General features: G+C 54.8%; 17 protein-coding genes. All 17 read right to left on the reverse strand.

Features of this window, described 5'->3' with window-relative positions:
- Positions 1-83: 83 nt before the first annotated feature.
- Positions 84-1,346, reverse strand: a complete 1,263-nt coding sequence (gene ftsA / locus FDW98_RS06180) for a cell division protein FtsA (protein ID WP_003018755.1) — start codon at positions 1,344-1,346, stop codon at positions 84-86.
- A complete protein-coding gene (gene ftsQ, locus FDW98_RS06185) occupies positions 1,343-2,179 on the reverse strand; it encodes a cell division protein FtsQ (protein ID WP_096758299.1) in 837 nt (278 codons plus the stop codon). The genes ftsA and ftsQ overlap by 4 nt, the downstream gene beginning before the upstream one ends.
- A 1-nt stretch (position 2,180) precedes the next feature.
- The gene (locus tag FDW98_RS06190; protein ID WP_096758300.1) at positions 2,181-3,101 is read right to left on the reverse strand and encodes a D-alanine--D-alanine ligase; all 921 of its coding nucleotides are present in this window, start codon (positions 3,099-3,101) and stop codon (positions 2,181-2,183) included.
- On the reverse strand, positions 3,094-4,569 hold the full coding sequence (murC, locus tag FDW98_RS06195; RefSeq protein ID WP_096758301.1) for a UDP-N-acetylmuramate--L-alanine ligase: 1,476 nt from the start codon (positions 4,567-4,569) through the stop codon (positions 3,094-3,096). Before murC ends, FDW98_RS06190 begins: the two co-directional genes overlap by 8 nt.
- A gap of 51 nt (positions 4,570-4,620) precedes the next feature.
- Positions 4,621-5,688, reverse strand: coding sequence for an undecaprenyldiphospho-muramoylpentapeptide beta-N-acetylglucosaminyltransferase (gene murG, locus FDW98_RS06200; RefSeq protein WP_096758302.1), 1,068 nt, complete (start codon positions 5,686-5,688; stop codon positions 4,621-4,623).
- The gene (gene ftsW / locus FDW98_RS06205) at positions 5,685-6,929 is read right to left on the reverse strand and encodes a cell division protein FtsW (protein WP_096758303.1); all 1,245 of its coding nucleotides are present in this window, start codon (positions 6,927-6,929) and stop codon (positions 5,685-5,687) included. The genes murG and ftsW overlap by 4 nt, the downstream gene beginning before the upstream one ends.
- Entirely contained in the window at positions 6,929-8,245 is a 1,317-nt protein-coding gene (gene murD / locus FDW98_RS06210; protein ID WP_096758304.1) for a UDP-N-acetylmuramoyl-L-alanine--D-glutamate ligase, read from the reverse strand. Before murD ends, ftsW begins: the two co-directional genes overlap by 1 nt.
- Before the next feature lie 2 nt (positions 8,246-8,247).
- A complete protein-coding gene (gene mraY / locus FDW98_RS06215) occupies positions 8,248-9,330 on the reverse strand; it encodes a phospho-N-acetylmuramoyl-pentapeptide-transferase (protein WP_096758305.1) in 1,083 nt (360 codons plus the stop codon).
- Positions 9,324-10,682, reverse strand: coding sequence for a UDP-N-acetylmuramoyl-tripeptide--D-alanyl-D-alanine ligase (gene murF / locus FDW98_RS06220; protein WP_096758306.1), 1,359 nt, complete (start codon positions 10,680-10,682; stop codon positions 9,324-9,326). The genes mraY and murF overlap by 7 nt, the downstream gene beginning before the upstream one ends.
- Entirely contained in the window at positions 10,679-12,166 is a 1,488-nt protein-coding gene (murE, locus tag FDW98_RS06225; protein WP_096758307.1) for a UDP-N-acetylmuramoyl-L-alanyl-D-glutamate--2,6-diaminopimelate ligase, read from the reverse strand. Before murE ends, murF begins: the two co-directional genes overlap by 4 nt.
- Positions 12,153-13,919 (reverse strand): peptidoglycan glycosyltransferase FtsI, encoded by a 1,767-nt coding sequence (ftsI, locus tag FDW98_RS06230; protein WP_096758308.1) that lies wholly within the window; start codon positions 13,917-13,919, stop codon positions 12,153-12,155. Before ftsI ends, murE begins: the two co-directional genes overlap by 14 nt.
- A gap of 15 nt (positions 13,920-13,934) precedes the next feature.
- Positions 13,935-14,300 (reverse strand): cell division protein FtsL, encoded by a 366-nt coding sequence (gene ftsL / locus FDW98_RS06235; protein ID WP_096758309.1) that lies wholly within the window; start codon positions 14,298-14,300, stop codon positions 13,935-13,937.
- Complete coding sequence (rsmH, locus tag FDW98_RS06240; protein ID WP_096758310.1) at positions 14,297-15,238, reverse strand: 16S rRNA (cytosine(1402)-N(4))-methyltransferase RsmH; 942 nt, start codon at positions 15,236-15,238, stop codon at positions 14,297-14,299. Before rsmH ends, ftsL begins: the two co-directional genes overlap by 4 nt.
- Before the next feature lies 1 nt (position 15,239).
- Positions 15,240-15,698 (reverse strand): division/cell wall cluster transcriptional repressor MraZ, encoded by a 459-nt coding sequence (gene mraZ / locus FDW98_RS06245; protein ID WP_005124560.1) that lies wholly within the window; start codon positions 15,696-15,698, stop codon positions 15,240-15,242.
- Positions 15,699-16,312: 614 nt separating this feature from the next.
- Positions 16,313-17,317: a catabolite repressor/activator gene (gene cra / locus FDW98_RS06250; protein ID WP_096758311.1), complete on the reverse strand. Its 1,005-nt coding sequence runs from the start codon at positions 17,315-17,317 to the stop codon at positions 16,313-16,315.
- A 179-nt stretch (positions 17,318-17,496) separates the two neighbouring features.
- Positions 17,497-17,988 (reverse strand): acetolactate synthase small subunit, encoded by a 492-nt coding sequence (gene ilvN / locus FDW98_RS06255; RefSeq protein WP_096758312.1) that lies wholly within the window; start codon positions 17,986-17,988, stop codon positions 17,497-17,499.
- A gap of 2 nt (positions 17,989-17,990) precedes the next feature.
- Positions 17,991-19,715 (reverse strand): acetolactate synthase 3 large subunit, encoded by a 1,725-nt coding sequence (gene ilvI, locus FDW98_RS06260; protein ID WP_096758313.1) that lies wholly within the window; start codon positions 19,713-19,715, stop codon positions 17,991-17,993.
- Positions 19,716-19,796: the final 81 nt, after the last annotated feature.

The raw sequence follows: 19,796 nt of genomic DNA on the forward strand, positions 1-19,796 counted from the left end.
CAGTTGCCGCCGCGATGCAACTTGAATGATGTTGTGTATGTGCCTGTCGCCTGAGACCGTAATTGTTGCCGGTCTCATAAAAATTAAAACTCTTTTCGCAGCCAACTGTTGAGTCGTTTGATCCACGATCCAACCGATGCTGTTACACGTTTTTCAACTTCAGCCTCACCACTCAAATGGGATTCTTTCCCGTAGTGAAGCAACCCCACTGCCGTTGAATAATACGGCTCTTGGGCATAATCTGTCAGACCGGTAATGTTCAGCGGTGCACCAATTCGCACCTGCGTGTGGAACACGCGTTGAGCGCAGGCCGCAAGGCCTTCAATTTGTGCCGCACCACCGGTTAATACAATCCCCGCCGCCAGATGATGTTTCACACCCTGCTGGCGAAGCTGTTCCTGTAATTGCAAAATCTCTTCGTTGACCAGGTTGAGCAGCTCGGTATAACGCGGCTCAATCACCTCTGCCAGGGTCTGACGCTGCAGACTGCGCGGCGGACGACCGCCCACGCTTGGCACCTCAACGCTTTCATCTTTACCGACGATAGATCCCAGCGCGCAGCCATGGCGCACTTTGATGGCTTCGGCATCGCTCGGCGGCGTACCAAAGGCATACGCGATATCGCTGGTTACCACATTCCCTGCGTAAGGGATCACTTTGGTGTGGCGCAACGCGCCGCCAGTATAAACGGCGATATCCATTGTACCACCACCAATATCGACTACGCAGACACCCAGCTCACGTTCGTCTTCCGTCAAGACAGAATAACTGGCTGCCAACCCGGCAAATATGAGTTGATCAACTTTCAGGCCACAACGTTCAACAGCTTTAACAATATTCTTCGCCATGTCGTTGTGGCAGGTAATCAGATGCACTTTAGCCTGCATGCGTACGCCGGAAAGCCCGACCGGATTTTTAATGCCTTCCTGGTAGTCAATGGCGTATTCCTGTGGAATGACATGCAGAACACGATGCTCATCGCGTACGCGGACGGATTTCGCCGTATGCACCACGTTCTCTACGTCTTCCTGTGTCACTTCCTCTTCGGAAATGGGCACCATACCAATTTCATTCTGACAGCTAATATGTTTACCAGAAAGCGCCAGATACACCGAGGAAATCTGGCAATCCGCCATCAGTTCAGCCTGATCAATGGCGCGCTGTACGCATTTCACCACTGACTCAAGGTCATTCACCCCGCCTTTATCCATACCTCGCGATGGGCAACTGCCCACGCCAATGATATTGACCATACCGTCGGGCAGAACTTCCCCTACTAAAGCGGCTACCTTCGCGGTGCCTATCTCCAGTCCAACTACCAGTTTTCTGTCCGTCGCCTTGATCATTGTTGTTCTGCCTGTGCCTGATTCTGTTGCTGATTAGATTCCTCAGGAGGCAAGGGAACCCAGCCTACTGCCGCTCCTGAGTCATAACGCAAATCAACGTAGCTAATCCTTTTGCCATCGGTTTGCGCCTGCTGCTGTAAAACCGGGTAGAGTTCCACAAAGCGAGCCAAACGTTTTATCGTGTCGCCCCTGCCCAGATTCAGCTTAATATCGTTATTCAGCGTCAACTGCCAGGAACGACGCGCGGTCATTGCCGCTTCCTTCAGGGTGAATCTGTCCTTAGCCAGCACCTGCCCCATATCGCGGAACCCTTGCAGCACTTCACTTGCGCTACCTTCCGGGCCATACAACATCGGTAATACCTGCTTGTTGGAGCGACCCGTCGGTATGCTAAACGTATTTCCGTCTGCATCGACCATATGCTGATCATTCCAACGCGCTATTGGCACATATTCAACCAGATGAATCTTCAATTCATCAGGCCATTGCTTCCTGACGCTCGCCTGTTTAATCCATGGCAGGCGTTCAATCTGGCTCTGGATGATGTTGACATCCTGAGTCATAAAGGTTCCTGGTGCGCCCAGCGCCAGGATGGACTGACGAATATCATCATTGCGCGTGTAGTGACGCTCGCCGGTCAAAACCAGTTTTGACAACGGCAAACGCTGCGCATCTTCCATCCATCCCAACACTACCCAGCCGCTGACAAACACGGTGCACAGCACTGTCAGCAGGAAAATAATTCCTGCAAGACGCGTTCCATTGTTGCGGCGTGAGGAGAGAGCTTCTTCTTCATCATCACCGTTTCGCGTGTTCAGCGCAGCCTGCGACATATCAGTCCGCCAACTCCAAAATTCGTACCACCAACTGCGAGAAGCTCAGGCCCGCCTGACGTGCCGCCATCGGTACCAGGCTGTGGCTGGTCATACCCGGAGAGGTATTCGCTTCCAGCAGATAAAACTGGTCATCACTGTCCAGCATGACGTCAATGCGACCCCACCCCTTACAGCCCAGCGCGGTCCATGCTTTCAGGACTAACGCCTGTAAAGCAGCCTCTTGTTCAACTTCCAGACCAGCAGGGCAGAAATATTGTGTCTCATCAGACAGATACTTCGCCTCATAATCATAGAAGGTTCCGGCCGGTTGGATACGTATTGACGGTAAAATTTCTTCACCAAGTATTGCAACGGTAAATTCCGGGCCACTCAGCCATTTTTCAATCAGTACTTCTTCATCATGCTGAAAAGCCAATGCTAATGCAGCCTGCAAAGCATTTTCTTCTTCAACTTTTGACATCCCAACGCTGGAGCCTTCGCGGCTTGGCTTCACAATCAGCGGCAAGCCTAACGCAGAAATCTGCGTAACCACTTCATCGCTAAGCCCTTTTTCAAACTCAGCGCGGGTCAACGCCACCCATGGTGCAACGGGTAACCCTGCCCCCTGCCACAGCAGCTTGCTGCGCAGTTTATCCATTGAGATAGCGGAAGCCATCACTCCACTACCGGTATAGGGCAAGCCTATCAACTCCAGCATGCCCTGCAAGGTACCATCTTCCCCACCACGGCCGTGCAGCGCAATAAACACCTTCTGAAAACCCATTGATTTCAGAAACGTGACATCGACCTCTTTCGGGTCAACCGGGTGCGCATCCACGCCGCCTTCGCGTAAACCGGCCAGCACCGCTGCGCCTGAATTCAACGACACTTCTCGTTCTGCGGAGGTTCCGCCCAACAGGACCGCGATTTTATCAGCCATGTTGCTCTTCCTCCGGGTTTTGCGGCTTCAGTTTGATTTCAGCTAAGGAACGCGCGATTTTGCCGATATTTCCAGCGCCCTGCACCAAAATCAGATCGTTACCCGTTAACACCGATGCCAGCATTTCAGCCACCTGGGCCGGATCGGACACCAGGATCGGGTCAACCTTGCCGCGGCCACGAATAGTACGGCACAGCGAACGGCTGTCAGCCCCCGGGATCGGCGTTTCACCTGCGGCATACACGTCCAGCATCAGCAGCGCGTCAACCTGTGTCAGGACGTTAGCAAAGTCATCGTACAGATCGCGGGTACGCGTATAGCGGTGCGGCTGGAACAGCATCACCAGATTTTTGTCCGGCCAGCCCGCACGTGCGGCTTTGATCGTAGCATCCACCTCCGTCGGGTGATGCCCGTAGTCATCCACCAACATTGCGCTACCGGCTTTACCGTTGACGGGCTCCAGCGGGAATTCACCAAGGAAGTCAAAACGACGCCCAGTACCCTGGAAACTTTCCAGCGCGCGCAGAATAGCGTCGTCTTCAATACCCTCTTCGGTCGCTACCGCAACCGCGGCTGCCGCGTTCAGCGCATTGTGACGGCCTGGCGCATTTAACGTAACGCGCAGATCGGCCATCCCCTGACGCAGCAGCGTAAAGTGACCCTGCGGGCCACTCTGCTGGTAATCTTCTATGCGTACGTCAGCATCATCGCTGAAACCATAGGTTGTGGTCTGACGGCCGACGCGCGGTAGCAATTCACGGATCACCGGATCGTCAACGCACATCACTGCACGACCATAAAACGGCAGGTTATGCAGGAAATTAATAAACGTCTGCTTTAAATTTTCGAAGTCGCCCTGGTAGGTATCCATGTGGTCAGCTTCGATATTGGTGACAATCGCCACCATCGGCTGCAAATGCAGGAACGACGCATCGCTCTCATCCGCTTCCGCAATTAAATAACGGCTATGGCCTAAGCGCGCATGTACGCCCGCCGCCTTCACCAGCCCACCGTTGACAAACGTCGGATCCAGCCCTGCTTCTGCGTAAATGCTGGAGACCATCGCGGTGGTCGTGGTTTTACCGTGCGTCCCGGCAATGGCGATACCATGACGAAAACGCATTAACTCAGCCAGCATCTCTGCGCGACGAATCACCGGAATACGCGCTTCATGCGCCGCCACAATTTCCGGGTTATCCGCAGAAATGGCGCTGGACACCACCACCACGCTCGCATCACGCACGTTTTCCGGGCGATGGTTGAAGAAAATCGTCGCGCCCAGATTGCTCAGCTGTTGCGTGACCGGATTCGGCGCTAAGTCAGAACCGCTGATCTGATACCCTTCATTGGCCAAAACTTCGGCAATACCACCCATACCAGCACCACCGATGCCGACAAAGTGAATGTGCCGAACGCGACGCATTTCGGGCACGATGGAACGCAGTTTTGCCAATTGTTGTGTATTCATTCTTTAGCCATTAACTTCTCAGTTCATGCGATGCAAAAGGCATCGCCACAATTACGCCCGGGCAGCCCGGCTCACTGCATTTGCAACCCATTCGGTGGAATTCGGTATGGATGCATTACGAGCACGTTCTGCCATGGTTAATAAGGTTTCTCGCGACCACCCATCAAGGGTGCTGGCGACGGCATCCACAGTAAACTGCGGCTGCTCTAAAATTTTGGCGGCGCCCGCTTTTTCCAGCGGCAACGCATTCCAGTACTGCTGTCGGTCTTTATGCTGGAACGGCACAAAAATCGCTGGCAGGCCCGCTGCTGCGATCTCGCTCACCGTTAGCGCGCCGGAGCGACAAACCACCACATCTGCCCACGCATAGGCGGCGGCCATATCATCAATAAATTCGGTGACCTTATGCTGCGGCTGTCCGGCATCAACATAGGCCTGTTCCACGGTCTGCTGTGCGCCTTTACCGCTCTGATGCCAGATAGTCACCGCGTCGCCAAGCTTTGCAGCAACCTGCGGCAGCGTTTGGTTCAGCACGCGCGCGCCCTGAGACCCCCCGACCACCAGCACGCGAACCGGACCTTCACGTCCAGCCAGGCGTTCTTCAGGTAATGGCAGCGCCAGCACATCGGTACGTACCGGGTTGCCCACCACTTCCGCATCCGGGAAGGCGCCGGGAAACGCCTGCATCACCGTCGTGGCAATCTTTGACAGCCATTTATTGGTTAAGCCTGCGATGCCGTTCTGCTCGTGCAGCACGACCGGAATGCCTAACGACCAGGCCGCCAGACCACCGGGGCCCGAGACATAACCGCCCATCCCCAGCACCACGTCAGGTTTAAACTGCTTCATGATGGCGCGAGCCTGGCGCCAGGCGTTAAAAATACGCACGGGTGCGGCCAGCAGTGCGTTGAGGCCCTTGCCACGCAAACCGGAGATACGAATAAAATCAATGTCAATGCCATGCTTCGGCACTAAGTCCGCTTCCATACGATCGGCGGTGCCCAGCCAACGAACCTGCCAGCCCTGGGCCATTAAATGGTGCGCAACCGCCAGCCCCGGGAACACATGCCCACCGGTACCGCCTGCCATCACCATTAACCGCTTCGGTTGACCACTCATCGTGCACCTCGTGTAAACGCCTGTGCTTTTTCCAGACGCGTTTCATAATCAATACGTAACAAAAACATGATGGCCGTCGACATGATCAACAGACTTGAACCACCATAACTAATCAGCGGCAGCGTCAGACCTTTCGTGGGCAGCATACCTGCCGCAGCCCCAACGTTAACCAGTGCCTGAAAACTAAACCAAACCCCAATCGAGCAGGCTAAAAAGCCTGAAAAACGGTGGTCAATTTCCAGCGCTTTACGGCCAATCGACATCGCGCGAAAAGCGACGAAGAATACCATTAAAAGTGCCAGTACCACACCGATATAACCCAGTTCTTCCCCAATAATGGCGAAGATAAAGTCAGTGTGCGCTTCCGGCAAATACTCCAGTTTTTGTACCGAATTCCCCAGCCCCTGTCCCCAAATCTCACCACGACCAAAGGCCATCAGGGATTGCGTCAGCTGGTAGCCGCTACCAAACGGATCCTCCCAGGGGTTCCAGAAAGAGGTTACGCGACGGATACGATACGGTTCGGCGAGGATCAGCAGCACCACCGCCGAGATCCCCATGCCGATGATGGCGATGAACTGCCACAATTTTGCACCAGCCAGAAACAACATCGCCAGCGTGGTAACAAACAGCACCACCACCGTCCCCAAGTCAGGCTGCGCCAGCAGTAGCACCGCCAGCACCAGGATTACGCCCATCGGTTTTAAGAAGCCGCGCAGGTTGTTACGCACCTCATCCACCTTACGTACCAGGTAGTTGGCGAGATAACAGAACAGCGACAGCTTGGTAAATTCCGCCGGCTGAATACGCAGCGGGCCCAGTGCAATCCAACGCGATGCCCCGTTAACCGAGCTGCCTACCACCAGTACGATCAGCAACATGATGATCGAGGCGATCAACATGGTGGTGCTGTACTTTTGCCAGAATTCCATCGGCAGACGCAGCGTGACCATCGCCAGACAGAACGCCAGGAAGATATACAGCGCATCACGTTTGGCGAACAGGAAAGGATCGCCCGCCAGACGTTGCCCAACGGGCATTGACGCCGATGTCACCATCACAAAACCAATCGCTGCCAGACCAAACGTCAGCCACAGCAACATGCGGTCATACATGATCAGGCTGTCCGCATCTTTATCACGCGACGCCATCACCCAGCCTTTAAGCGCCGCGAAGATCCACGCCAGGACACCCAATCCCGGTATGCGCGGCATTCTCAGACGAGGGAGAGATAAACGCATCAACCCAACTCCTTCGCCAGGCGGGTAAAGACATCGCCACGCTGCTCAAAGTTTTTAAACTGGTCGAGGCTGGCGCAGGCCGGCGACAGCAACACCATATCGCCCGGTTTAACGCGCGGCGCGAGCAGACGCATCGCCTGCTCCATGGTTTCAGTTTGCTCGGCAACGTCTGGTCGCAGAGCGGCAAGCTGCGCCCCATCGCGACCAAAACAGTACAGACGAATACGATCGCCAACCAGATAACGACTGAGCGGAGAAAAATCAGCGGATTTCCCGTCCCCGCCCAGCAGCAGATGCAGCGTGCCGTCAACGTGCAGGCCATTCAGCGCCGCTTCAGTACTGCCGACGTTGGTGGCTTTAGAATCGTTAATCCAGCGTACGCCGTTATGTTCCAGCACAACCTGAAAACGATGCGCCAGTCCGGTAAAGGTGGTTAGCGCTTTAAGGCTGGATGCCCGCGGCAGGCCCGCAGCATCCGCCAGCGCCAGCGCTGCCAGAGCGTTGGTATAGTTATGCTGGCCGGAAAGCGTCATCTCTTTCACGTTCAGCACTTTTTCGCCCTTCACGCGCAGCCAGGTTTCGCCCTGCTGACGATTCAGGTGATAGTCACCCATATTGATGCCAAAGCTCACGCAGCGTTCATCAGCCCCGCGAACCGGCATCGTCAGCGCATCATCGGCGTTAACCACGCACACTTTCGCGTTCTCATAGACGCGCAGTTTCGCTGCACGGTACTGCTGCAACCCAAACGGGTAGCGATCCATATGATCTTCAGTCACGTTCAGAATAGTGGCCGCCACAGCCTGCAGGCTGGAGGTGGTTTCCAGCTGGAAGCTGGAGAGCTCCAGAACGTACAGCTCGCGTTCAGCATCCAGCAGCATCAACGCAGGCAAACCAATATTACCGCCGACGCCGACATTCACCCCGGCCGCTTTCGCCATTTCACCGACCAGCGTGGTGACGGTGCTTTTACCGTTAGAACCGGTAATCGCCACGATCGGCGCCTGCGCTTCGCGACAGAACAGCTCAATGTCACCCACAATTTCAATACCAGCATCAGCGGCCGCACTCAGCGCTGGATGCGCCAGGGCAATACCAGGGCTGGCAACGATCAGATCGGCGGCCAGCAGCCAGTCATCATTCAGGCTGCCAACATGGCGCTCAACCGCTTCCGGTAATTTATCCAGCCCCGGTGGCGTCGTGCGGGTATCCATCACCCGCGGCGTAACGCCACGCGCGAGGAAAAAATCCACACAGGACAGCCCAGTCAGCCCCAGACCGATAATGACGATTTTTTTACCCTGGTAATCAACCATGATTAACGTACCTTCAGCGTTGCCAGGCCAATCAGCACCAGCATCAGCGAAATAATCCAGAAGCGCACGATCACGCGCGGCTCCGGCCAGCCTTTCAATTCATAGTGGTGGTGGATCGGCGCCATACGGAAGATGCGCTGTCCGCGCAGCTTGAAGGAGCCAACCTGCAGAATCACCGACAGGGTTTCCACCACAAACACACCGCCCATAATCACCAGCAGGAATTCCTGGCGCAACAGCACGGCAATAATGCCCAGTGCGCCACCCAGTGCCAGCGAACCGACGTCGCCCATAAAGACCTGCGCCGGATAAGTGTTAAACCACAGAAAGCCTAATCCTGCCCCGACAATCGCCGTGCAGACGATCACCAACTCCCCCGCATGGCGTAAATACGGAATATGCAGATAGTTGGCAAAGTTCATGTTCCCGGTCGCCCACGCCACCAGCGCAAAGCCAGCAGCAACAAACACGGTCGGCATAATAGCCAGGCCATCAAGGCCGTCGGTCAGGTTGACCGCATTGCCGGTACCGACAATCACGAAGTAGGCCAGCAGAACGTAGAACAGGCCCAACTGCGGCATGACGTCTTTAAAGAACGGCACGACCAGCTGCGTGGCGGGCGTATCTTTGCCCACCAGATACAGCGCGAAGGCCACGCCTAATGCAATCACCGACATCCAGAAGTACTTCCAGCGGGCGATCAGGCCTTTGGTGTCTTTACGCACCACTTTGCGGTAATCATCGACAAAACCGATAATGCCGTAACCCACCAGCACCACCAGCACGCACCAGACGTACGGGTTAGATGGGTAGGCCCACAGCAGAACGGAGATAACAATCGCGGTGAGGATCATAATGCCGCCCATGGTCGGCGTACCGCGCTTGCTGAAATGCGATTCTGGGCCGTCGTTACGCACGACCTGACCAAAAGACATTTTTTGCAGGCGGGCGATCATGCGCGGGCCCATCCACAACGAGATGAACAGCGCGGTCAGCAGGCTGACGATGGCGCGAAACGTCAGATAAGAGAAGACGTTAAAGCCGGAATAATATTTGACCAAATGTTCGGCCAGCCAAACTAACATGTTGCATTCTCCTGTAATGCGCGTACTACCTCTTCCATAGCGGCACTACGTGAACCTTTTACTAAAATCGTCATCACCTGATGCTCGGCAATCAATGTCTTAAGATGCGCGGCCAGCGCGGGTTTATCCGCAAAATGTTCGCCAACACCGCTGGCATCGCTGATTGCCTGACTCAGTTTCCCTGTACTCAATACGCGGTCGATACCCGCCGCCTTCGCAGCCTCTCCTACCTGTATGTGACAGGCTTCGCTTTCCGCGCCAAGTTCTGCCATATCGCCCACCACCAGCACGCGATAGCCCGGCATTTCAGACAACACCTGTACCGCGGCGGTCATCGAACCGACGTTGGCGTTATAGGAGTCATCCAGCAGCAGCTGATTTTCGGCGAGCGGGATAGGGAACAGGCGTCCCGGCACTGCGTGTAAATCTTTCAGGCCAGTTTTAACCGCCTCATGCGTCGCGCCAACTGCCATGGAGAGCGCGGTGGCAGCCAGGGCATTGGCAATGTTGTGACGTCCCGGTAACGGCAGCAAAACATCAATGCTGCCCGTCGGCGTGTGCAGCGTAAACTCGGTGCCGTGTGACGTAACATGAATGTTGGTAGCAGAAAAGTCGCTGGTGGCCGCATTCGGCGAGAAGCGCCAGACGGTGCGATCGCCAATAATGCTCTGCCAGTTCAGCCAGTCGTTGTTATCGGCATTCATAATGGCGATACCGTTTTCCGCCAGGCCGGTAAAGATTTCACCTTTTGCTTTGGCGACACCTGCCAGAGAACCAAACCCTTCCAGGTGAGCCGCCGCCAGGTTATTCACCAGCGCCGCTTCCGGTCGAGTTAATCCGACGGTCCAGGCAATCTCGCCCTGGTGGTTGGCACCAAGCTCAATCACCGCATAGTCATAATCGTTGTTCAGTCGCAGCAGCGTCATTGGTACGCCGATGTCGTTGTTCAGATTGCCCGCAGTGTATAACGTGTTCCCACACTGGCTGAGAATCGCGGCTGTCATCTCTTTGACAGAGGTTTTACCGGATGAACCGGTCAGTGCCACCACGCGGGCCGGAACCTGAGCGCGCACCCACGCCGCCAGCTCGCCAAACGCCAGGCGTGTGTCCTTGACAATCACCTGCGGCAGAGAAACATCCAGCGGACGACTGACCAGCAGCGCTCCCGCCCCGTTCTCCTTCGCCGTTTCGGCAAAATCATGGGCATCGAAGCGTTCGCCTTTCAGCGCCACAAACAGGCAACCCGGCGTGACTTTACGCGTATCGGTGGTCACCGCATCAAGGGTCAGATCGCCCCCTTTCAGTTCGCCACCGAGGATCGCCGCCAACTGGCTGAGCGTTACGCTAATCATGCGATCACCCCCAGCAAACGAGCGGCCGTTACGCGGTCAGAATAGTCGAGGCGATGCGCGCCGACGATCTGGTAATCTTCGTGGCCTTTACCGGCCACCAGCACAACGTCGTTTTCTTTCGCCTGCATAATGGCGTTGGTGACCGCTTCAGCACGACCTTCCATCACCTTCGCGTGCCCGGCATCCAGCATACCTGCCAGAATGTCGTTAATGATGGCGCGCGGCTCTTCAGTGCGCGGGTTGTCATCAGTGACCACCACAATATCCGCGAACTCTTCCGCGATGGCGCCCATCAGCGGACGCTTGCCTTTGTCACGATCGCCGCCGCAGCCAAAGACGCACCACAGCTTACCGGTGCAGTGCAGACGTGCCGCCTGCAGCGCTTTTTCCAGCGCATCCGGCGTGTGGGCATAATCCACCACCACCGTTGTTTTGCCCGGCGCACTGAACACTTCCATACGCCCGCAAACTGGCTGCAGACGTGCCGCCGTTTTCAGTAAATCCGCCAACGGATACCCTAATGCCAGCAGCGTTGCCAGAGCCAGCAGCAGATTGCTGACGTTGAAGGCGCCCATCAGGCGGCTTTCAATTTCACCGTCGCCCCAGGATGAGATAAAGCGGATCGTCGCGCCGCTGTCGTGATAATTCACCTCAACCGCTTTCAGCCAACGACCGTGGCAGTTCGGGTTAATATGGTCTTCCATCGAAACGGCGACCGCATCCGGCAATTTTGCCAGCCAGCGACGGCCGACTTCATCATCTGCATTGACGATGGCCTGACCGCAATGGTGCGTGGAGTACAGCAGCCACTTCGCGGCTTCGTAATGTTCCATATCGCCGTGATAGTCGAGATGGTCACGGCTTAAGTTGGTAAATACTGACGCGGCAAACTTCAACGCTGCCACGCGATGCTGAACCAGACCGTGGGATGACACTTCCATCGCGCCTAACGTGGCGCCCTGCTCAACCAGCCCCGCCAGCACATGCTGGACGTCAACGGCTGAACCGGTGGTATTTTCGGTCGGGATCACTTTGCCCAGCAGGCCATTGCCCACCGTCCCCATTACGGCGCTGGTTTCGCCCAACAGCTGGCTCCACTGCGCCAGCAGTTGGGTGGTCGTGGTTTTCCCGTTGGTGCCGGTGACCCCCACCAGACGCATAGTGTCAGAAGGCTCGTGGTAAAAACGGCCCGCCAGTGCGGATAAACGTTCGTTAAGCTGGCTCAGATAGATAACCGGTACGCCGTGCATTTCACGGATTTCACCGTCGGTTGCCTCATCTTTTGCCTCTGCAATAATGGCAGCCACACCTTGCGCTATCGCCTGCGGGATATATCGACGCCCGTCCGCCTGATGACCTACCACTGCCACAAAGAGATCGCCCGATGCAGCCACACGGCTGTCGAGCGTCATCTCCCGCAGTGCTCGCTCCGGTGCACCCGGCACCCATGGAGCAAGAAGGTCGCGCAAATTACGATCTGCCACCTGTCGCCTCGCCTTGATTATTCACAAAATCACTTTTATCGCTCGTTGTCAGCGCATCCGGCTCGATGTTCATGGTGCGCAGTACACCGCCCATGATGGCACCGAAAACCGGCGCGGAAACGGCGCCACCGTAGTATTTACCCGCCTGCGGATCGTTGATAACAACCACCAGCGCGAAGCGCGGCTGACTCGCAGGCGCAACGCCTGCGGTATAAGCAATGTATTTGTTGATGTAGCGACCATCCGGCCCTACTTTTTTCGCCGTACCGGTTTTAATGGCGATGCGATAGCCTTTAATCGCCGCCTTCACGCCGCCGCCGCCGGGCAGCGCCACGCTTTCCATCATATGAACGACGGTACGTACGGTAGATTCCGGGAAGATACGCTCGCCCGGAACAGGAGGATCAACTTTGGTAATCGACAACGGGCGATAAACGCCATAGCTGCCGATCGTTGCGTAGACTCGCGCTAACTGTAACGGGGTTACCATTAGCCCATAGCCGAAAGAGAAGGTGGCCCTCTCTATGTCAGACCACCGTTGTTTTTGAGGATATAAGCCACTGCGTTCTCCGACCAACCCCAAATTGGTCGCTTTTCCCAGCCCAAAACGTGAGTAAGTATCTACTAACGCTGAGGACGGCATCGCTAACGCCAGCTTGGAAACACCGACGTTACTCGACTTCTGTAGTACCCCGGTCAGGGTCAATTCGCTATAACGCGCCACGTCTTTGATTTCGTGGCCATTAATTCGATAGGGAATGGTGTTCAGCACGGTGTTTTCACGCACCACGCCGCGCTGCAGTGCCGTCATCACCACCATCGGTTTAACCGTTGACCCCGGTTCAAACACGTCGGTGATGGTACGGTTACGCATGACATCTTTTTGCGTACCGGAGAGATTGTTTGGGTTGTAGGACGGGCTATTCGCCATCGCCAGCACTTCGCCGGTGTTGACGTCTACCAGCACGGCGCTACCTGATTCCGCTTTGTTAAACGCGACGGCGTTGTTCAGTTCGCGATAGACCAGTGCCTGCAAGCGCTCATCAATACTCAGCGCCAGGTTATGTGCCGCCTGACTGTCTGTTGAAGAAATATCTTCAATCACGCGGCCATAGCGGTCTTTACGCACCACGCGCTCGCCCGGCTGACCGGTGAGCCATTTATCAAAACTCTTCTCAACGCCTTCAATGCCCTGGCTGTCGACGTTGGTAAAACCGATGAGGTGAGCAGTCACTTCCCCGGAAGGATAGTAACGGCGGGATTCTTCGCGCAGATGAATCCCCGGCAGCTTGAGTTTTTTGATGTAGTCGGCCATGTCAGGGTTGACCTGGCGTGCGAGGTAGATAAAACGCCCTTTCGGGTTGGCATTGATGCGAGAAGCCAGTTGGTCGAGCGGGATGTTCAGCGCAGTCGACAGCGCTCGCCAGCGTTCGCCAACGCTTACGCCACCCGCATCATGCACTTCTTTCGGATCGGCCCAGATGGCCTTCACCGGCACGCTCACCGCCAGCGGACGGCCGGAACGGTCGGTAATCATGCCACGTGACGTGGAGACTTCCTGGACGCGCAAGGAGCGCATGTCGCCCTGACGCACCAGCATGTCAGGCGCAATAATTTGCAGCCACGCAACGCGTCCCAGCAGGAAGCACAGCGCCAGCAAAATACAACCGCACAGTAACGCAAAACGCCAACTGATAAAGTTGGCTTGTTCTTCCTGGCGTTTTGGTTTGAGCGTCTTTGCCGCTGCTTTCATGCGTCGCGTTTATCCTTATTTTTGTACAACGATATTTTCTTGTGAGGGATCGACATGCTGCAACTGCAGCTTTTCCGTTGCGATCCGTTCAACACGGCTATGGTCACCGAGAGCGTTCTCTTCGAGGATCAGGTTACGCCATTCGATATCCAGTGCATCGCGTTCCAGAACTAACTGTTCACGCTGTGCAGTCAGTAACCGCGTATGGTGCGCGGTCGTCACGACGGTGATCGCCGTCAAAATAATGCAAATGAACAGGCAGAGTGGCAGCTTCCCGAACCGCAAAAGATCGTCACCGATCACGCCAGGCAAAGCATGGCGCTCGTTACTTCCTATCGATCCTTTAACTTTGCTGAGGGCTTCTGTCACTCTGCTGATCATGCGTTCGTCCTCTCTGCAATGCGCAGAACTGAACTACGGGCACGAGGATTTTCTGCGACCTCTTCTTCACCCGGCATCAACTTGCCTAATGCTCTCAACTCACGGCCGCCCAGCTTTTGGATCTGCGCTTCGGTCATCGGGATCCCCGCCGGAACCTGAGGACCGCGACTTTGTTCGCGCATAAAGCGCTTCACAATACGGTCTTCAAGCGAGTGGAAACTGATGACAGAAAGGCGACCACCTGGAGCCAGCACGCTGAGCGAGCTTTTTAGCGCCTGCTCTATCTCCTCCAGTTCACTGTTCACCCAAATGCGCACCGCCTGGAAGGTACGGGTCGCGGGATGTTTGAATTTGTCTTTTACCGGCATGGCCGCCGCAATGACTTCCGCCAGTTGTTTGGTGCGGGTCATCGGTTCAACGCGGTTACGCTCGACAATGGCGCGAGCAATGCGTTTGCCAAAGCGTTCTTCGCCAAAGGTTTTAATCACCCAGGCAATATCCGCTTCATCTGCCGTTTGCAGCCACTCGGCGGCTGACTGGCCGCGCGTTGGGTCCATACGCATGTCCAACGGACCGTCACGCATAAACGAAAAGCCGCGCTCCGCATCGTCTAATTGCGGAGAAGAGACGCCAAGATCGAGAAGGATGCCATCGATCTTACCGGTTAGCCCGCGCTCACTCACGTACTCAGCCAGCGCGGAGAAAGGTCCATGAATGATGGAGAAGCGGGGATCGTTAATGGTCTGAGCCACCGCAATGGCCTGCGGATCGCGATCGATAGCCAGCAAACGCCCCTCTTCGCCAAGCTGCGAGAGGATCAGTCGTGAGTGACCGCCGCGACCAAATGTCCCGTCAATGTAGATGCCGTCCGGACGAATATTCAGACCGTTTACGGCCTCATCCAGCAACACCGTTGTATGTTTAAAATTTTCCATCATCTTATAGAGACAAATCCTGCAATCGTTCCGACAGCGCGCCGGTAACAGATTGCTCAGCGTCGATATCTTCCTTGACCTGTTGATACCAGGTCGTTTCATCCCACAGCTCAAATTTGTTGAACTGCCCAACCAGCATCACTTCTTTTGTTAACCCTGCATGTTGCCGCAAAATGGGTGCTATCAGTAATCGACCGGCGCTATCCATCTGACATTCACTGGCATGCCCCAACAGCAGGCGCTGTACGCGGCGCTCGACCGGATTCATGCTGGACAGACGAGATAGCTTCTGCTCGATAATTTCCCATTCAGGCAGGGGGTAAAGCAGCAGGCACGGGTGATGGATGTCAATGGTGCAAACCATTTGACCGGTAGCACTCTCGAGCAGTTGATCCCGATACCGGGTAGGCACTGATAAGCGCCCTTTACTGTCGAGATTAACTAACGTCGCTCCCCGGAACATGCCAGTCTCACCCCCGATTACCACTTTGTCCCACAAAATCCCACTTATAAGGAGTTTACGGAGCGGAGGAAAACCTTGTCAAGCAAGTCACGGCGCTTAGCGGAGCAAAAAACCCAATGTTTACGGCCAATATCAGCGTTGAACAAATTCCGTACAGCGAACGAAGCAAATTAACGTCATGAATATTTGTAAGAAAAAAATCCAACAACTCATCATTGTTTAAAACAACTCAATATCATCTCGAGAAAATATAAAGTGTCAGTTTGCGACGCGAGCGGCATTTTAGGACAATATGCAGCGAGATAACAGTACCAGTTAATCGGTCTGTACGCCTTGTACGACCAAGGCAGGTGAGAAAAATCTGCAATACAGAAGCAAAGTGTTTGTTAATTCGGCAATTCCCTACAACCATGTAACAAAATAATACAATCGTAACGCGTCGTTACGTATCAATAACGTAAAAATGGTGGGTTGCGTTTTTAATCACGATATATAGAAATTGAATTTCAGACAATTCTAAAGAATATTCTTAAATATAATGAGGTTATTTCTGATATTTGAATAAATGACCGCGCCAGAAGGTTATCGCCTTCCAGCGCGTCCAGCAGAACACCTTAACTCCGACTGAGAATACCGCGGCGATACAGGTTACGCTTGATGCGCGTTAAGCCTGGTTTTGGCTTACGCGGCTCATCCAGACTGGCCAACACGATTTCCAGTACGCGCTCTGCAACGTCGCGATGACGTTGCGCCACCGCCAGTACCGGGCACTGTAGGAAGTCGAGCAATTCATGATCGCCAAAGGTAGCAATCGCTAAATCAGACGGTAGCTGCCCGTCACGACGTAATGTCACATCCATCACGCCCTGTAAAAGCGCAAAGGAAGTGGTAAACAACGCCTGTGGCATCGGGTGCGTTTCCAGCCATTTATCAAACAGCTGCGCGGCGGCTTCCCGCTCATAACTGTTGGCATACAGGAAATTCACTTCACGCGGATCGTCCTTCCACGCGGTACGAAAACCCTGCTCACGCAGGAAACTCACAGATAATTCCGGCAGCGCACCGAGATAAAGGACGGTATCAGCCGGGAACTTACGCAATTCTTCCGCCAGCATTTCTGCATCGTCCTGATCGGCCCCGACAACGCTGGTGAAATGTTCACGATCCAGCGCGCGGTCTAATGCCACAATCGGGAATGCGCTGTTAGCCCAGCGCTGGTAAAACGGATGCTCTGGCGGCAAAGAGGTCGACACAATAATGGCATCAACCTGGCGTTGTAATAGATGTTCAATACAACGCATTTCGTTATCTGGCTGATCTTCAGAGCAGGCAATCAGCAGCTGATAGCCACGCTGACGAGCCTGGCGCTCCAGGTAGTTGGCTATCCGGGTATAACTTGTATTCTCCAGATCCGGGATCACCAGCCCGATAGAACGTGTGCGTCCAGCACGTAGCCCGGCTGCCACAGCATTTGGGTGGTAATTATGCTCGCGCACCACCGCCATGACTTTTTCAACCGTTTTGTCGCTTACGCGATATTGCTTTGCTTTGCCATTAATAACGTAGCTTGCAGTCGTTCGCGAAACGCCGGCCAGCCGAGCGATTTCATCCAGTTTCACAATTGCCCCTTGCGTAAAATGTACCAACCATAACCTTTGAGATGGCATGGGTTAAATTCTTAACATCTAAGCGCAGAATAATGACCGCGGCAACCGCTTTTGTCTCTGGTTACCGCTGATTTCGCAAAAAAAAGCCCAACCGGTAGCATTGGGCTCGCGAATTAATAACTGGGCCATGATTAGCGCATGATTTTATCACCGCGAGAAAGCCCCACCACGCCGGAGCGCGCAACCTCGACGATTTTCGCCACTTCACGCAATGTAGCCAGGAAAGCATCGAGCTTATCGCTGGTACCTGCCAGTTGTACGGTGTAGATGGACGGCGTGACGTCAATGATTTGCCCGCGGAATATTTCCGTATTGCGCACCACTTCTTCACGACCGTAACCGCTGGCCTGAATTTTCACCAGCATGATCTCTCGTTCAACATGAGCCCCCTGTCCCAACTCGCTTACGCGCAGGACATCCACCAGTTTGTGCAGCTGCTTTTCGATCTGCTCAAGGACCTTTTCATCACCCACTGTCTGGATCGTCATTCGCGATAACGTCGGATCGTCCGTCGGTGCGACGGTCAGGCTTTCAATGTTGTAACCGCGCTGAGCGAAGAGACCAATCACTCGTGACAATGCACCCGACTCGTTTTCCAGTAATACTGATAATATCCGGCGCATAATCAGGTCCTCTCCGTTTTGCTTAACCACATTTCATCCATACCGCCTCCACGAATCTGCATCGGGTAGACATGTTCACTGCCATCAACGGTGACATCGACAAACACCAGACGATGGTTACGCACGTGCTCCAGCGCCTCACCCAATTTGCTCTCGAGTTCATCCGGATGGTTTATCTGGATACCAATATGACCATATGCCTCGGCAAGACGTACAAAGTCGGGCAGCGACTGCATGTAAGACTGCGAGTGACGCCCGGAGTAAATCATGTCCTGCCACTGTTTAACCATGCCGAGGTAACGGTTGTTAAGATTGAGTACCAGCACCGGCAGCTCATATTGCAACGCCGTCGACAGCTCCTGGATATTCATCTGAATACTGCCATCGCCGGTGACGCACACCACCGTTTCATTCGGTAGCGCCATCTTTACGCCTAACGCTGCAGGTAAACCGAATCCCATGGTGCCGAGGCCACCAGAGTTAATCCAACGACGCGGCTTATCAAACGGGTAGTACAGCGCGGCAAACATCTGGTGCTGACCAACGTCCGAGGTTACATACGCATCCCCTTTCGTCAGACGCCAGAGGGTTTCAATGACAGCCTGCGGCTTAATGCTCTCACTTTGCGTGTCATATTTCAGACATTGGCGCGCACGCCACTGTTCTATCTGCTGCCACCAGTCGCGGTTATCATCAAGCGGTTGCTGCGATTTCTCCTGCGGTAACAGTTCCAGCATCTGATCCAGCACCAGTCGGGCGTCGCCGACAATCGGAATATCCGCAGTGACGGTTTTCGAAATAGAGGTCGGATCGATGTCGATATGCAGTACGGTCGCATTTGGACAATATTTTGCCAGGTTATTGGTTGTGCGATCGTCAAAGCGAACACCAACGGCAAAGATCACGTCGGAATGATGCATGGTCATATTGGCTTCGTAGGTGCCATGCATCCCCAGCATGCCCAGCGCCTGACGATGCGTGGCCGGAAACGCGCCCAATCCCATCAACGAAGAAACAACCGGCAGGTTAAGCGCTTGTGCAATCTGGCCAAGTTGTTCATGACAGGCCGCATTGACCGCACCGCCGCCAACATATACCACCGGTTTTTTAGCCGCGACCAGCGTTTGTAGCGCGCGCTTTATTTGCCCCTTATGTCCGGTCGTTGTCGGATTATACGAGCGCATACTGACCGACTCCGGCCAGCTATACGGCAGTTTCTTTGCCGGATTCAGAATATCCTTTGGCAAATCCACGACCACAGGGCCTGGGCGACCGCTTGCCGCCAGCCAGAAGGCCTTTTTCAGGACCTGAGGAATATCTTCCGTTTGCTTAACGAGGAAGCTGTGCTTCACCACCGGACGAGAGATACCGACCATGTCGCACTCCTGAAAGGCATCGTAGCCAATCAGCGACGTCGCCACCTGCCCGGAGAGGATCACCAGCGGAATGGAATCCATATACGCCGTGGCGATCCCGGTTATCGCATTGGTTGCGCCCGGCCCGGAGGTCACCAGGACTACGCCGACGTCACCCGTGGCACGCGCCAGGCCATCGGCCATATGTACGGCGGCTTGTTCATGACGGACCAACACATGATCGATTCCCCCGACCGTATGCAGCGCATCATAAATATCGAGGACCGCGCCCCCAGGATAACCAAATACCTGCTTCACACCCTGATCGATGAGCGATCGCACGACCATCTCGGCTCCAGACAACATCTCCATGGCTTGCCTCCACTCTTATAATGAATAACGGTTTAACAACACATTAACCGCTGAGGATGACGCATGGCAATTGACACCTAA

It is taken from the genome of Citrobacter sp. wls711, from assembly GCF_005281055.1.
GTDB lineage: Bacteria > Pseudomonadota > Gammaproteobacteria > Enterobacterales > Enterobacteriaceae > Citrobacter > Citrobacter gillenii.

Excerpts from the sequence above, each read along its gene's own strand:
- ftsQ (WP_096758299.1), bottom strand. The coding sequence starts at position 2,179 with ATGTCGCAGGCTGCGCTGAACACGCGAAACGGTGATGATGAAGAAGAA.
- murC (WP_096758301.1), bottom strand. The coding sequence starts at position 4,569 with ATGAATACACAACAATTGGCAAAACTGCGTTCCATCGTGCCCGAAATG.
- murG (WP_096758302.1), bottom strand. The coding sequence starts at position 5,688 with ATGAGTGGTCAACCGAAGCGGTTAATGGTGATGGCAGGCGGTACCGGT.
- ilvI (WP_096758313.1), bottom strand. The coding sequence starts at position 19,715 with ATGGAGATGTTGTCTGGAGCCGAGATGGTCGTGCGATCGCTCATCGAT.
- ilvN (WP_096758312.1), bottom strand. The coding sequence starts at position 17,988 with ATGCGCCGGATATTATCAGTATTACTGGAAAACGAGTCGGGTGCATTG.
- ftsA (WP_003018755.1), bottom strand. The coding sequence starts at position 1,346 with ATGATCAAGGCGACGGACAGAAAACTGGTAGTTGGACTGGAGATAGGC.
- ftsW (WP_096758303.1), bottom strand. The coding sequence starts at position 6,929 with ATGCGTTTATCTCTCCCTCGTCTGAGAATGCCGCGCATACCGGGATTG.
- ftsI (WP_096758308.1), bottom strand. The coding sequence starts at position 13,919 with ATGAAAGCAGCGGCAAAGACGCTCAAACCAAAACGCCAGGAAGAACAA.
- ftsL (WP_096758309.1), bottom strand. The coding sequence starts at position 14,300 with ATGATCAGCAGAGTGACAGAAGCCCTCAGCAAAGTTAAAGGATCGATA.
- mraY (WP_096758305.1), bottom strand. The coding sequence starts at position 9,330 with ATGTTAGTTTGGCTGGCCGAACATTTGGTCAAATATTATTCCGGCTTT.
- rsmH (WP_096758310.1), bottom strand. The coding sequence starts at position 15,238 with ATGATGGAAAATTTTAAACATACAACGGTGTTGCTGGATGAGGCCGTA.
- murD (WP_096758304.1), bottom strand. The coding sequence starts at position 8,245 with ATGGTTGATTACCAGGGTAAAAAAATCGTCATTATCGGTCTGGGGCTG.
- mraZ (WP_005124560.1), bottom strand. The coding sequence starts at position 15,698 with ATGTTCCGGGGAGCGACGTTAGTTAATCTCGACAGTAAAGGGCGCTTA.
- murF (WP_096758306.1), bottom strand. The coding sequence starts at position 10,682 with ATGATTAGCGTAACGCTCAGCCAGTTGGCGGCGATCCTCGGTGGCGAA.
- FDW98_RS06190 (WP_096758300.1), bottom strand. The coding sequence starts at position 3,101 with ATGGCTGATAAAATCGCGGTCCTGTTGGGCGGAACCTCCGCAGAACGA.